Genomic DNA, 13,421 nt, shown 5'->3' with positions numbered 1-13,421 from the left:
TCCTTGGTTTGCGGGGGAATGCGAGGAAATGGGGGGGGGGGCTCAACCGTCGGTGCGGTCGAGCTTGTGGATCGGTCCGGTCCACCACCACAGCGCGGCCAGCGACAGCGGCACCAGTGCGGCGACGAGGATGAAGATCGGTGCATAGGAATGGCGGGTCAGCACCGGTACCAGCCAGGTGGTGATCAACGTTCCGGCTACGGCGGCCAGGCCGCCGAGACCGGCCAGCGTGCCCACCGAGCGGCCATCGAACAGATCGCCGGGCAGGGTCTGGATGTTGCCGATGGCGATCTGGAAACCGAACAGCACTGCTGCAATCGCCAGCACCGCAAACAGCGGCTGGTTGGCCAGTACCGCGCCCAGCAGGGCCGGTGCCATGATCACGCAGCCCAGCGAAATCGACAGCTTGCGCGCACGGTCCACGCTCTGGCCGGCATTGATCAGGCGCCCCGACAGCCAGCCGCCGCTCAGGCTGCCCAGCATGGCGCCGACGAAGGGCACCCAGGCGAACAGGCCGATCTGCTTGATGTCGAAGCCGAAGGTCTCGGCCAGATAGATCGGCAGCCACGATACGAACAGCCACCAGATCGGATCCAGCAGGAAACGGCAGGCGAGCATGCCCCAGCTCTGCCGGTGGGCCAGCAGCGAACGCACGCTGACCTTCGGTGCATCCACGCGTTGCTGGCCAGCCTGGTCTTCCATGATCAGGCGCCGCTCGGCGTCACTCACCCACGGATGCTTGTCCGGGCCGGCGCGATAGACGAACAGCCATGGCAACAGCCACAGGAAGCCAAGTGCACCGACCAGTACGAAGGTGCCGCGCCAGCCAAGCCACAGGTACAGGCCGGCGATGGCCGGCGCCGAAACGATGGCACCGATGGACGCGCCCGCGTTGAAGATGCCCTGTGCGAGGGCACGCTCACGCGCGGGGAACCACTCGGCATTGGCTTTCACCGCGCCGGGCCAGGCACCGGCTTCGCTGATGCCCAGCATCGCCCGCACCACGCTGAAGGAGAGCATGGAGTGGGTGACCGAATGCAGCGCGATCGAGATCGACCACACACTGATCGACAACGCGAACCCCAGCCGCGTCCCGATCATGTCGAACAGGCGCCCGAACAGGAACTGGCCGGCGGCATAGAACAGCATGAACACGGTCACCAGCAGTGCGTAATCGTCCTTGGTCGCGCCGACTTCCCTGGCGATCTCCGGCCACATCACCGCCAGTGCATTGCGGTCGATGTAGTTGATCACCGTGGCCACCGCGATCAGGCCGACGATCAGCCAGCGCACGGCCGAGCGCACCGGCACCTTGCGCAGCGTGGCCACGGCCGAGGGGCCGTTCATCGTGCCTCACCCTTGCTGCGGTCCATGCGCGCATGGCTGCCGCTCCAGCGGTAGGCATGGCCATCCACCGTCACGCTGTGTTCGCCCTTCGCGTCGCTGTCGTCGGCCACGCCGAGTGCGATGCGGGCGCCGCTGGCCAGGCGCAGCTCGAGCACCTCGGCATCATTGCCGCGGGTGCGGATGATCTGCTTGATGCGGCTGTCGGCACCGTGCACGTACTCGGCGGTGCCGTTGTACTCGCCATGCGGCTCCAGCACGCTGAAGAAGGTCACATCCTTCTGTCCTTCCACGCGCTGCAGCAGCGCCGGTTCGCGGCGCAGGTTGAACTCGGGATCATTGGCACCGCTCTCCACCAGCAACGCCTGCGCCGGCGCACTGCTGCCGAAGCGGTAGGTGTAGAAGCGTCCGTCGAGCAGCCACGCCAGCGTGCGCGGCTCACTGCCGGCCTTGCTGCGTGCGTCCAGCCACAGGTGCTGGTAGCCGTTGTCGCTGCCGAGCACCGGGCGCTGGGCAGGGAAATGCTCGGCCTCGAAACCGGTGGTGACGATGTGGCCGTTGAAGTGCAGCGGCAGGTCGTAGCGTGCAGCCTTGTCGCCGTGCACCTGCAGCAGGTCCAGCACCACCGGCAGGCCCAGTTCGGGGTGGCGCAGCAGTGCCTGGGTGCGGGTGAACACCACGCCCGGATAGGCATCGCGCATCGTCGCCGAGGCGATCTGGGTATCTGCGTCGGCCTGGAAGAAGCGCACCTGCGGGGCGAGTTCCTCACCGCGCTTCCAGTCGCCCTTGAAGTGGCTCTGCTCGTTCACCACCAGCGTGTTGTGGGCCACGGTCTGCTTGGCCCAGCTGCGGTTCTCGGCCAGATAGATGCCACCGCGCTTGGCTTCCACGTTGAGGAAGCGCGCCGCGCCGTAGTCGGTCACCACGGCGTTGCCATTGTCGTAGAACAGCCAGTTGAGCTTGTCGAAGTGGCCGTGGCCCATGCCCTGCATGGTGTCCTTCTGCACCAGCGCCTGGCCGCGTTCGCCACCCATGCGCAGGATCGCCAGGCCGCCGCGTTCACCGTCCGGGCCGTCGCGCAGCAGCATCGGCCGGTAGTCGAACGGTTTGGCTTTGTTGGCTGCCAACGCCTGCGCCACCTGCAGCCCTTCCGGCGACAGCAGCAGGCGTTTCTGCTGCTGGGCGACCGACAGCAGACGGTCATCGCCGGCCTGCGCATAGGCGATGCCGATGCCAGCCACCAGCTCTTCGGTATCGATGCCCTTGTCCAGGATCGCATCGTTGATCGGGAAGAACAGGCCGTCGTAGCTGGTCTGCACCAGCACGTCCACCGCCTTCAGCAGCACGCCGTCGCGGCGCGCGAAGATCTTCCGCTGCGGCTCGTTGCGTTCGATCGCGTTGGCAAACAGCAGGAACGGCGCCAGCGCATAGCGCTGGTAGTAGGGGCCTTCCTCGTAATACCCATCGGGCGAGAACAGCAGGTCGATCTGCCGCAGGAAACCGAACTGGTCATCCTTGCGGCTGCCGCGCAGCGATTTCTCCACCAGTTCGCGATCACGCAGCACGTAGCCGGTCAAGCCGGTGGCGGCCACCGCCCAGGTCGCGTGGTTGTGGATCTGGTCGTAGTTCTTCGGCTCGCTGGCCAGGAACTCGGCCATCGGCCGGAACACCTGCGATTCGATGGTCTGCCGATCCTGCGGCGACAGCGCATCGCGGATCGCGTCGTAGCCCTGGATGGCGTTGACCAGCCAGACCGAATCGTTGAGCACCTGCCAGAACACCCGGCCGGGAATCTGTCCGCGTCCTTCCGGATGCGGGCCGAGGGTCGGGTAGAGCTTGGCGTACTGCAGCAGCATGTCGCGCGAATAGGCGACATAGGCCTTGTCGCCGGTCAGCCGGTACAGGGTGCCGGCGGCCAGCAGTGCCTGGTAGTTGCGCTTGTGCTGCTCATGGGTGCGACCGCCGCCCTTGTCCTTCGGCACCGGCACGTCGATGCCGGCCTTCATCATCTTCTGCAGCGATTTCTGCGTACGCGCCTGTTCCTTGGCGAACCACGGATAGCGGCTGCCTTCGCTGGCCATCTGCTGCCACTGCGCGGCGGTCACCAGTACCGGCGCGGTATCGCCTTGTCGCGCGGCTGCGGCAGGTGCCGCATGCAGCGGTGCCGTCGGCAACAGGGCGAAGGGAGCGGCCAGGGCGAGGGCGATCGCCAGACGGTGGGAACAAAGGGACAGTGGCTGCAACCTCATCGATCAACTCCGGTGCTGGTGCGTGACAGGGCAACCTCGCCCACCTTGGGATACCAGTCCACCCCCGTCTGTTCGCGCGGGGTCATTGCCAGCGCCGGATCGGCGCCGATGGTGGGCAGGGGCGTTGCCGGCACCCACAGGCCGCTGGCGGCCTGCTGCAGGGTGATGCTGGCGCTGCTCACCCCGCCCGGGAATACGCTGCTGGCCTGCGGCGACTGCACGTTGTTGCTGAAGGCGATGCCGGCCAGCGAACTGGCCGCATTCGGTGGATTCTTGCTGGTGCGGTTGACGATCAGGTTGCCGCTGAAGTGGCTGTTGCTGGCGGCAACCACGATCCCCTTGGTTTCGTCATGGCCCACACCGAAGCTGATCTTCGCCACGTCGACGAAGGTGTTGCGGCTGATGGTCGCGTTGACCACCGGCGCGTAGCCGGACAACGGCGGATTGGCCTGTGCATCCATCACCGCCAGTGCCGAGCGGTTGCTGGAGCCGGCCAGCCGTTCGAAGTAGTTGTTGCTGACGGTCTGGTCGGCATTGATGATGCGCACGCCGCCGGTGCCGGCCTTGTCGTCGCCGAGGAAGAGGTTGTCGACCACCCGGTTGCCGTTGCCATGGCGCAGGGTCAGCGCGCCGGCCGAACGATAGAACACGTTGCCGCGGAAGGTATTGCCGCCGGACTTGTTGGAGACGATCTCGGTCTCGCCATCGCAGCCCTCGAACCAGTTGTTCTCCACCGTGCTGTTGGAATCGCTCAGCGAGGTGTCGCTGGTGCCTACACGGATCGTCTCTCCGCCATTGACGCCCAGCGCTGGCCGCGGGCCGAACCAGTTGTGGTCGATGCGGTGCTGGTTGTCCAGGCCCTGGGTGGCATCGCGCACCACCACCACCGTCGGGCCAGCGTTGGTCTTGCCGCGCAGCTGGCTGTGGTCGAGGCGGTTGTTGCTGCCGTACAGCGACACCCAGTAGTCCTGGTCGCTGCCATCGGGGTTGCTGTAGTCATCGATGACCAGGCCGGTGACGCGGCTGTGGCTGGCCACTGCCTTGCTCGACTCGCGGAACGCCACCACGGCGTCGCCCGGGGTGTAGCCGTTGCGGAATACCAGGTTGGAGACCTGCAGGTAGCTGCCGGCCAGGCGCAGGTCCGACCCCCCGCTGAGGATCACCTTGCCCGGCGTCTGCGCGCGCAGCACGATCGGTGCGGCGGCGGTGCCCTGGCCCTTCAGCAGCAGGCGCGCATCGGTCCAGGTGCCATCGGCCAGCACGATTTCATCGCCGGGTTGCAGTGCGGCAGCGGCGGTGGCGAACTCGGCGGCATCATGGACCAGCCAGCTCGCAGCGTTCGCCGGCAAACTGGTCAGGCAGGTTGCCAGTCCAATTGCCAGGCAATATCCAAGGGTGGGTTTCGAAAGGCGGTGCGAAGTCGGTTGAATGCGCATGAAGTCCTTCCAGAGACGGCGATGCCGCGGTTTCGGAGTGGGTGTGCATACCACTTGGTAGGTGTGTTGTAAGCCACGTTGCGCGCAAAGTCATGCTGCATCAGCACATGAAATGCCGGGCAACCGGTCTGAATCAAAGGTATTACGAAAAATCCAGTCCAGTTGGTTGACATTTCTGTGTCGGCGTGTCGAAGCTGCGTCCCACGCCTACCGTCCGGGCGATCCTTTGGGAGGAGGAAAACCATGCGGCAACCAGCCGGAGTTGTACGTCGTACACCGTTGTCACCCACACCGCTGATCGTGGCACTGCTCGCTGCGCTGGCGGCTTCGCCGGCCGTGCAGGCGCAGTCTGCCGGCAGCGGTTCCGGGCAGGACGCCACCACCCTGGACCAGGTCCAGGTCACGGGCATCCGCGAATCGATGCAGAGCTCGATCAACAAGAAGCGCGACGACACGGTGATCGCCGATGTGTTGTCGGCCGACGACATCGGCGACCTGCCCGCGCCATCACTGGCCGATGCGATCGAAACGCTGACCGGTGCCGCCTCGACCCGCGACAAGACCGGCGCATCGGAAATCTCGATCCGTGGTCTCGGCGCCTTCCTCAGCAGCACCAATTTCAACGGCCGCGAGATCACCAACGGCAGCGGCGACCGCTCGGTGAACTTCAACATGTTCCCGGCCGAGCTGATCAATACGGTGGCGATCTACAAGACCCAGCGTGCCGACATCATCGAAGGCGGTGTCGCCGGGACCATCGGGCTGGAGACGGTCAAGCCGCTGGAGTACGGCAAGCGCTCGGCGCAGATCGATCTGCGCGGCAGCTGGGCCGAGTATGACAAGAAGTACCGCGACGACGATGGCATCGGCTATCGCGGTACCGCCAGCTACATCGACCAGTTCGAATTCGGCAACGGCCAGAAGCTCGGCATCTCGCTGGGCATCCAGCGGCTGGAGGGCACCGATCCGGAGGAGAGCATCACCAGCGGCTCCACCTGGTATGCCTGCGATGGCAGGCAGAACGTGGCCAATGCCAACTGCAATGAAGTCAGCGCCCAGGCCATCGCCAACGGCGCGCCGTACTACCTGGTGCCAAGCAGCCGCATCTATCGCCTGAAGCAGGAGCGCAATGATCGCCAGAGCGAATTCGCGGCGATCCAATGGCGGCCCAACGACGTGGTCGAGGTCAACCTCGATTTCGAACATACCGAGCGCAACTGGGACGAGGACCGCAGCGACCTGAGCCTGTCCAATGCACGACGCGGCATCACCCAGCGCGAGGTGGACGAGGACGGCATCGTCCGCCACCTGCATGGCAGCACTTCCATCGATTCGACCTCCAACCGCTATTGGCGCGGCGAGGAATACACCGGTGGTGGCCTCAATCTGATCCTGCGCCCCAGCCCGGTCTGGGAGCTGTCCACCGATCTTTCCTATTCGCATACCAACCGCCTGGACAGCGAGCGCATGACCCGGCTGCGCGCCAACCAGCGCGACGTCAACAATGCCATCGTGCCGGGCATCAGCAGCGGCGCCACCGGCTATGTCGACTACGACTGGGACTGGCATGGCGAGGTGCCGAGCGTGGCGCTGGCGCCGAACTTCGACCCGAACAACTGGGACGCCTACACCGGCGCGGCGCGGGTGACCTCCAGCGCGACCGAGAACGACCACAAGATCAAGGCCGGCCGCTTCGATGCCAGCTTCATGCCCGAGTCCGGTTTCTTCACCCGCATCAAGGGCGGCGTGCGCGCCAGCCAGGCCGACTACCGGCTGCGCGACAACACCCTGGTGACCGACTACGACCAGCGCGTAGCGGCCGACAAGGCGAAGATCATTGCCGCCAACCGTGCCTGCCGTGCACCGTTCCCGCAGGACGATTTCATGGATGCGGCCAGCGGCAATACGATCTCCTCGTGGGCGTACTTCGATCCGAGCTGCCTCTACGCGTCCTTCCGCGGCACCAGCGACAGTGGCCTGGACCCGGACTTCCAGGACCCGAACAACGTCGATGTGACCGAGACAACCCGCGCGCTGTACCTGATGGGTGAATTCAGCAGCACGCTGTTCGGCCTGCCGGTCACCGGCAATGTCGGCCTGCGCTGGGTCAAGACCGACGTGCGTTCGGAAGGCGTGCGCACCGACCTGGCGGTCATCGACAACGGCGACGGCACGATCCGCCTGCAACCCACTGGTGATTTCACCACCCAGGTGTTCAAGGCTGGCAACGACAAGCTGCTGCCAAGCCTGAATGCCGCATTCGAGCTGAAGCCGGACCTGTTGCTGCGGTTGGGCGCGTACCGGGCGATGTCACGCCCGGATATCGCCGCACTCGGTGCCGGGCGAACCATCAATGTCAGCAGCGATGCCACCTATACGGGCCTGGCCGACGCGCTGGACGACATCAGTGCCAGCGGCAATCCGGCTGCGCAGCCGCTTATGTCCTGGAACGGCGATGTCTCGCTTGAGTGGTATGCGAACCCGGATACGCTGCTGGCCGGTGCGGTGTACTGGAAGCAGTTCAACGGCGGCACCGCCACCGCGCTGGTGCCGGAGACCTACACCCTCAACGGACAGACGGTGACCGTGCCGGTGCGCCAGCAGGTGACCACCGATGAAGACAGCACCCTGACCGGTATCGAGCTCAGTGCCACCCACCGGTTCTCGTACCTGCCCAAGCCGTTCGATGGCCTCGGCTTCAAGGTCAGCTACAACTATGCCGACGCCGACTACCAGACGCAGGATTCGCGGTTGGGCGAGCAGTTGGCCGCCGATGGATCGATCATTCCGGCCATCGTTCCGCCGGCCGGCCTGAGCGGCTTCTCGCGGCATGTGCTGTCCGGTTCCCTCTACTGGGATGTGGGCCGCTTCAACATCCAGGCCATCGGCAAGTTCCGTTCGCACTATTACCAGGACTTCACCGGCAACACGGCGCAGCAGAACCGCTACTACGATGACAACACCAGCGTCGACCTGCGCCTGCGTTACCGGGTGAACAAGCAGCTGTCGCTGTCGCTGGAACTGATGAACCTGACCGACGAGCCACGCGTGGCGTACCAGCCGCTTTACGGGAATTTCCGCGAGGTGGTGAGCTACGGGCGGCGCGCGTATTTCGGTGTACGATACAAGTTCTGAACAGGGCGGCGCGGCCAATGGTCGCGCCGTCGCTCCAACCGGACCCGCACCGTGCCCGGTGGCCGGGGACGGGCCCGGAGGGAACCGCCAAGGGTCAGCCGCATGTCCGCCAACCGTCTCTACCAGACCATCGCCGCCAAGCTCCGCAAGCTGATCGAGGATGGCGAATATCCGTCGGGTTCGCGCCTGCCGGGCGAACGTGAACTTGCCGAACGCTTCGGCGTCAGCCGGGTCACCATCCGTGAGGCGGAAATCGCCCTGGAAGCGCAGGGCTGGATCGCGATCCGTATCGGTTCGGGCGTCTATGTGAAGCCGCGCCCGGCCCAGGCTGCCGGCGGGCTGCCCGATATCAGCGCCTTCGACCTGACCGCGGCGCGTGCCGTGTTCGAAGCGGAAGCTGCAGCGCTGGCGGCAAGCAATATCGATGAGGCCGGCATCGCCGAGCTGCAGGTGCTGGCTGAAGCGCTGTGCCGTCGTGACCTTACCGATGAAGAGGCCGGCGACTACGACCGCCGCTTCCACCTGGCCATCGCCCGCCTCTCGGGCAACCCGGTGGTCGAGTATTTCGTGCAGCAGATCTGGCGCATGCGCAGCGAGCTGCCGCGGGTGACCGAGGTCTACGCACGGGTGTGCCATGACGATGGTGCCAGCCGCGCCGACGAGCACATGGCGATCTTCGAGGGGCTGCGCGCGCGCGATCCCGTCGCTGCACGCAATGCGATGCGCCATCACTTCCAGCGCCTGTTCGAGGCGATGCTGGAGGCGACCGAAAGCCAGGCGCTGGCCGAGATCCGCCGGCAGACCCAGCAGGACCGCGAGCGCTTCCTGGCCACGACCCGGATCTGAGCGGGTTCATCCTGCAGCGCCGGGCCACGCTCGGCTGCTTTCGGCTGGAACGTGCGGTACCCGCACCGCCTGCATCCGCGCGCTATGCTGGGCTCCGGACGTCTCCCATAAGGAAAGCGCGATGTTCCCGACCATGTTCTTCAGCGCGGTGCTGGCCTTCGTGGCCGTGGTCATCCTGTTCAAGGCAGTGCGGATGGTGCCACAGGGCTATGAATGGACCGTCGAGCGGTTCGGCCGTTACACCCACACCATGTCGCCCGGCCTGCATTTCCTGATCCCGATCGTCTACGGGGTGGGGCGCAAGGTGAACATGATGGAACAGGTGCTGGACGTGCCCGGCCAGGAAGTGATCACCAAGGACAACGCCGCCGTGCGCGTCGATGGCGTGGTGTTCTTCCAGGTACTGGACGCGGCCAAGGCCGCCTACGAGGTATCGGTGCTGGAAGTGGCGATGATCGCCCTGGTGCAGACCAACATCCGTACCGTGATCGGCTCGATGGACCTGGATGAATCGCTCAGCCAGCGCGAGGTGATCAACGCCAAGCTGCTCAGCGTGGTCGATCATGCGACCAACCCGTGGGGCGTGAAGGTCAACCGCATCGAGATCCGCGACATCCAGCCGCCGCGCGACCTGCTCGATGCGATGGCACGGCAGATGAAGGCCGAGCGCGAGAAGCGCGCGCAGATCCTCGAGGCGGAAGGTTCGCGGCAGTCTGAGATCCTGCGTGCCGAAGGCGAGAAGCAGGCTACGGTGCTGGAGGCGGAGGGGCGGCGCGAGGCCGCATTCCGCGACGCCGAAGCACGCGAGCGCCTGGCCGAAGCCGAAGCCAAGGCGACCCAGGTGGTGTCGGCGGCGATCGCCGACGGCGACGTCCAGGCCATCAACTACTTCATCGCCCAGAAGTATGTGGAAGCGTTCAAGGAACTGGCCACGTCGCCGAACCAGAAGCTGGTGCTGATGCCGATGGAGGCCAGCGGAGTGATTGGTTCGATCGCCGGCGTGGCCGAGCTGGCCAAGCAGGCCCTGTCCAACCAGGAAACCCGGCCGCCGGCAAAGCGGCCGCCACCGATCGGAGGCTGACATGCGCTGGGAAGTCGTTGCCTGGGGTGCGTTGGCCTTGCTGCTGTTCGCCGCCGAAGCGCTGGCGCCCGGCGCGTTCATGCTGTGGATCGGCATCGGTGCGGCGGCGGTGTTCGCGCTGGTAGCGGTGTTCGCCGATATCCCGGTGCTGTGGCAGGTGGTCGCTTTCGTGGTGCTGAGCGTGCTGTCGATCCAGTGCTACCGGCACTGGGGCAAGCCGCGCGCGCGGCAGAGTGACGCGCCGCTGCTGAACCGCCGCGCTGAACAACTGGTCGGGCGGGTGGTGCCCTTGCAGCAGGCCATCGTTGCCGGGCAGGGCAGGGTCAGCATCGACGACGCGTCGTGGCAGGTGAGTGGGCCGGAGCTGCCGGCCGGCACGCTGGTGCGGGTGGTGGCGGTGCAGGGCAGTGCGCTGGTGGTCGAGGCGGTCGCCTAGGGTTTCCAGCCAACGGCGCAGCCCCTCGTGTGTGGTCGCTGAAAGCAGATGCTGGGTTGGGTCGGGCGGGTGGGCTGTGCAGGGGGCGCCGCAAGTACGTCCTTGTAGGCTTGGCCGCGGCATCCATGCCGCGGACACCCCCGCCGGTCGCTGCGCTCTGTGTGCCCGGGGTCGGATCCCTTTCCGCAGGCAATGGCTTCGACACTTCTCTCCATATATGTATCGACATCCACAACCGCTCTTGCCTTCCGTCCCGTCATCGGGAACCTGTCGGGGTGGGGCGGTGTGGGGTGGAGGGACCGCAGGCGCCATGGATGGCGCCTACGAGCCTACACGGACGTACTTGCGGCGCGTCCCGCAACCCCACATCGCCCCACCAGCCCACAGACGTCGCCGAGCCGATACGCTTTGGCCGTTGCCGTTGCCTGGCTTGTAGAAAGCGCCCGCCGGCCGCAGGCCGGCCAACATCCCCCCGCTGCGCTGCGGCGCGACCTGCGGCCGACCGATCTGGGATAATGCGCGTTCTTGTTTCCTCTGCTGCCGGACCCGGTCATGACCCAGAAGACGCTGCTCAACGATACCCACCGCGCCCTTGGCGCCAAGATGGTCGATTTCGGGGGTTGGGACATGCCCATCCACTACGGCTCGCAGCTGGACGAGCACCACCTGGTGCGTCGTGAGTCGGGCGTGTTCGACGTCAGCCACATGACCGTGGTCGACCTGCGCGGCGACCAGGTCAAGCCGTTCCTGCGCCGCCTGCTGGCCAACTCGGTCGACAAGCTCAAGGCCACCGGCAAGGCGTTGTACTCGTGCATGCTGAATCCGCAGGGCGGCGTCATCGACGACCTGATCGTCTATTACCTGGGCGACGACTTCTTCCGCATGGTGGTCAACGCCTCCACCCGCGAGAAGGATCTGGCGTGGCTGCGCGAGCAGGCTGCGCCGTTCAACGTCTCGGTCGAACAGCGTCCAGACCTGGCGATCCTCGCTGTGCAGGGTCCGCAGGCGCGCGACATCGTCATCGGCCTGGCCCGCGAAGCCGACCGTGAGTCGCTGGGCAAGCTCGGCCGTTTCGCCGCGCTGCAGGTGCAGTCCGACGACGGCGTTGAACTGTTCGTCGCCCGCACCGGCTACACCGGCGAAGACGGTTTCGAGATCCTGCTGCCGCAGGATGCCGTGGTCGCGTTCTGGAACCGCCTGCTTGCTGCCGGCGTGAAGCCGGCCGGTCTTGGCGCGCGCGATACCCTGCGCCTGGAAGCCGGCATGAATCTGTACGGCCAGGACATGGACGAAGCGATCAGCCCCTACGAAGCGGCGCTGGCCTGGACGGTGTCGCTGGACGAGGGTCGCGACTTCATCGGCCGCGACGTGCTGGAGGCGCAGAAGGCGGCTGGCAACGCACGTCAGATGATCGGCCTGGTGATGGATGAGAAGGGCGTGCTGCGCCATGGCCAGGCGGTCACCACTGCCGGCGGCCAGGGCGAGATCCTGTCCGGCACCTTCTCGCCGACCCTGGCCAAGGGCATCGCATTCGCGCGCGTGCCGGCCGGTGAACTCGGTCAGGTCACCGTCGACATCCGCGGCCGTCAGGTGCCGGTGCGGGTGGTCAAGTTCCCGTTCGTGCGCGAAGGCCAGGCCCAGCCCGGCGTGCTTGGCGACGCCTGATCCAAACATGCCGGTCGTCACTGCCAGCAGTGGCGGCCGGTTGGTTACACTAGCCCCGTTTTTTCCACCCCCTGCATATCTCTGGAGCAGTCCCATGAGCGAGATCCCCGGCGACCTCAAGTTCCTCAAGTCCCATGAGTGGGCCCGTGTCGAAGGCAATGGCCGCGTGACCGTCGGTATTTCCGACCACGCCCAGGGCCTGCTGGGTGACCTGGTCTACGTCGAGCTGCCCGAAGTCGGCGCGACCGCCAAGGCCAACGAGCAGATCGCGGTCGTCGAGTCGGTGAAGGCCGCCTCCGACGTCTACAGCCCGATCAGCGGCACCATCGTCGAGGTCAACTCGGCACTGGCCGACAAGCCGGAAACCATCAACGAAGACGCCTACGGCGATGGCTGGATGTTCGTTGTCGAAGTGTCCAACAGCGACGAGCTCAACGAGCTGCTGGACCCGGACGCGTACGCCGAAGGCCTGGAAGACGAAGAGCACTGAGTCGTCGTTTCCCCGGTACGAAAACGGCCACCCTCGGGTGGCCGTTTTCGTTTTGGAGGAGGCTTCGAACTTATGCCGGCCGGTTCGCCGCATGCCATCGCCATGGCATCAGTCGGTGTTGAGCGCGGGCAAAAGGCGTGCGCAGTTTTGCGCAAATCCGCGTTTCCACCCCCGCGGCGGCGCGCCCGGATGTGAAAAGTTTTTGGCCTTGTTGCAGGACCGTTGTGCTGGCGTTGGCGCGTGCGTTGCCATGCATGGCCGCGTCGCCGCGTGGCGTTCCGCTTCAGGCCCCTACATGACGCAGAGTGCTTATTTCAAGTGTTTTTTCTTCGCTGTTCGTGCGCAGTTGATGGCAGCGACGATGCGCGATGCAGTGTTTGCCGGCGCTCGCGGAGGAACATCGGCAGGCGCGGGAAGGGCTTCCGGGACGCGGCGGATGTGAAAATTTTTCGCGGGGGTTGTTGACAGTAAAAAAAACCGTGATTAGGTTTCGCCTCAGCAGACCTTGCCTGCCAAACCGAGTGCGCAGAATCAATCGTCCGATGCGAAGCAGCCCCTCGAAGACCACCGCGATCCTGACGACGGTGGAGATGGCCCCGCTTCCCCTCGAGAAATGCAAGGCAACCCCTGTTCCGATGCCTGCTCCGCCGATCGTGGCGGGCATCACCGCATCCGTAACGGCGCGCCCGACGCGCCGGCGGTCCCCGCACGCAGCATGGGCGGGTTTGATCCACCTGGG

The 13,421-nt window shown here is 65.7% G+C and carries 10 protein-coding genes; 6 read left to right on the top strand and 4 right to left on the bottom strand.

Annotated elements, in window-relative coordinates:
• Window positions 1-42: 42 nt before the first annotated feature.
• The 3 genes from AC1DCU_RS13585 to AC1DCU_RS13575 are packed head-to-tail and all read right to left on the bottom strand — an operon-like array spanning window position 43 to window position 4,942.
• The gene (locus tag AC1DCU_RS13585) at window positions 43-1,347 is read right to left on the bottom strand and encodes an MFS transporter (protein ID WP_033831792.1); all 1,305 of its coding nucleotides are present in this window, start codon (window positions 1,345-1,347) and stop codon (window positions 43-45) included.
• Complete coding sequence (locus tag AC1DCU_RS13580) at window positions 1,344-3,593, bottom strand: oligoalginate lyase (protein ID WP_313283501.1); 2,250 nt, start codon at window positions 3,591-3,593, stop codon at window positions 1,344-1,346. The genes AC1DCU_RS13585 and AC1DCU_RS13580 overlap by 4 nt, the downstream gene beginning before the upstream one ends.
• Window positions 3,590-4,942 (bottom strand): polysaccharide lyase 6 family protein, encoded by a 1,353-nt coding sequence (locus AC1DCU_RS13575; protein WP_234003379.1) that lies wholly within the window; start codon window positions 4,940-4,942, stop codon window positions 3,590-3,592. The genes AC1DCU_RS13580 and AC1DCU_RS13575 overlap by 4 nt, the downstream gene beginning before the upstream one ends.
• Window positions 4,943-5,272: 330 nt before the next feature.
• Between AC1DCU_RS13575 and AC1DCU_RS13570 the strand changes: the two genes are divergently transcribed.
• The 6 genes from AC1DCU_RS13570 (at window position 5,273) to gcvH (ending at window position 12,682) form a co-directional block, all read left to right on the top strand.
• Window positions 5,273-8,164 carry a TonB-dependent receptor gene (locus AC1DCU_RS13570; RefSeq protein WP_442251824.1) on the top strand — a complete coding sequence of 964 codons (2,892 nt, stop codon included), beginning with the start codon at window positions 5,273-5,275 and terminating at the stop codon, window positions 8,162-8,164.
• 102 nt (window positions 8,165-8,266) lie between these two features.
• Window positions 8,267-9,010: a FadR/GntR family transcriptional regulator gene (locus AC1DCU_RS13565; RefSeq protein WP_025877780.1), complete on the top strand. Its 744-nt coding sequence runs from the start codon at window positions 8,267-8,269 to the stop codon at window positions 9,008-9,010.
• Window positions 9,011-9,131: 121 nt separating this feature from the next.
• Window positions 9,132-10,091: an SPFH domain-containing protein gene (locus AC1DCU_RS13560; protein WP_025877782.1), complete on the top strand. Its 960-nt coding sequence runs from the start codon at window positions 9,132-9,134 to the stop codon at window positions 10,089-10,091.
• 1 nt (window position 10,092) lies between these two features.
• A complete protein-coding gene (locus AC1DCU_RS13555) occupies window positions 10,093-10,527 on the top strand; it encodes an NfeD family protein (RefSeq protein WP_025877784.1) in 435 nt (144 codons plus the stop codon).
• A gap of 552 nt (window positions 10,528-11,079) precedes the next feature.
• Window positions 11,080-12,192 carry a glycine cleavage system aminomethyltransferase GcvT gene (gene gcvT, locus AC1DCU_RS13550; protein ID WP_032974958.1) on the top strand — a complete coding sequence of 371 codons (1,113 nt, stop codon included), beginning with the start codon at window positions 11,080-11,082 and terminating at the stop codon, window positions 12,190-12,192.
• Window positions 12,193-12,286: 94 nt separating this feature from the next.
• Window positions 12,287-12,682 carry a glycine cleavage system protein GcvH gene (gene gcvH, locus AC1DCU_RS13545; protein WP_025877788.1) on the top strand — a complete coding sequence of 132 codons (396 nt, stop codon included), beginning with the start codon at window positions 12,287-12,289 and terminating at the stop codon, window positions 12,680-12,682.
• Between the two features lie 283 nt (window positions 12,683-12,965).
• On the opposite strand, the gene AC1DCU_RS13540 is transcribed toward gcvH, so the two are convergent.
• Window positions 12,966-13,346, bottom strand: coding sequence for a hypothetical protein (locus AC1DCU_RS13540; protein ID WP_152543265.1), 381 nt, complete (start codon window positions 13,344-13,346; stop codon window positions 12,966-12,968).
• Window positions 13,347-13,421 lie beyond the last annotated feature (75 nt).

The organism is Stenotrophomonas sp. 10L48 (assembly GCF_056395105.1).
Note: the sequence above shows the minus strand (reverse complement) of the source record. Positions and strands in the feature narration are given on the sequence as shown.

What these genes read in the sequence shown, in the direction of transcription:
- AC1DCU_RS13585 (WP_033831792.1), bottom strand. Translation starts at nt 1,347, where the DNA reads ATGAACGGCCCCTCGGCCGTGGCCACGCTGCGCAAGGTGCCGGTGCGC.
- AC1DCU_RS13580 (WP_313283501.1), bottom strand. Translation starts at nt 3,593, where the DNA reads ATGAGGTTGCAGCCACTGTCCCTTTGTTCCCACCGTCTGGCGATCGCC.
- AC1DCU_RS13570 (WP_442251824.1), top strand. Translation starts at nt 5,273, where the DNA reads ATGCGGCAACCAGCCGGAGTTGTACGTCGTACACCGTTGTCACCCACA.
- AC1DCU_RS13565 (WP_025877780.1), top strand. Translation starts at nt 8,267, where the DNA reads ATGTCCGCCAACCGTCTCTACCAGACCATCGCCGCCAAGCTCCGCAAG.
- AC1DCU_RS13560 (WP_025877782.1), top strand. Translation starts at nt 9,132, where the DNA reads ATGTTCCCGACCATGTTCTTCAGCGCGGTGCTGGCCTTCGTGGCCGTG.
- AC1DCU_RS13555 (WP_025877784.1), top strand. Translation starts at nt 10,093, where the DNA reads ATGCGCTGGGAAGTCGTTGCCTGGGGTGCGTTGGCCTTGCTGCTGTTC.
- gcvT (WP_032974958.1), top strand. Translation starts at nt 11,080, where the DNA reads ATGACCCAGAAGACGCTGCTCAACGATACCCACCGCGCCCTTGGCGCC.
- gcvH (WP_025877788.1), top strand. Translation starts at nt 12,287, where the DNA reads ATGAGCGAGATCCCCGGCGACCTCAAGTTCCTCAAGTCCCATGAGTGG.
- AC1DCU_RS13540 (WP_152543265.1), bottom strand. Translation starts at nt 13,346, where the DNA reads ATGCCCGCCACGATCGGCGGAGCAGGCATCGGAACAGGGGTTGCCTTG.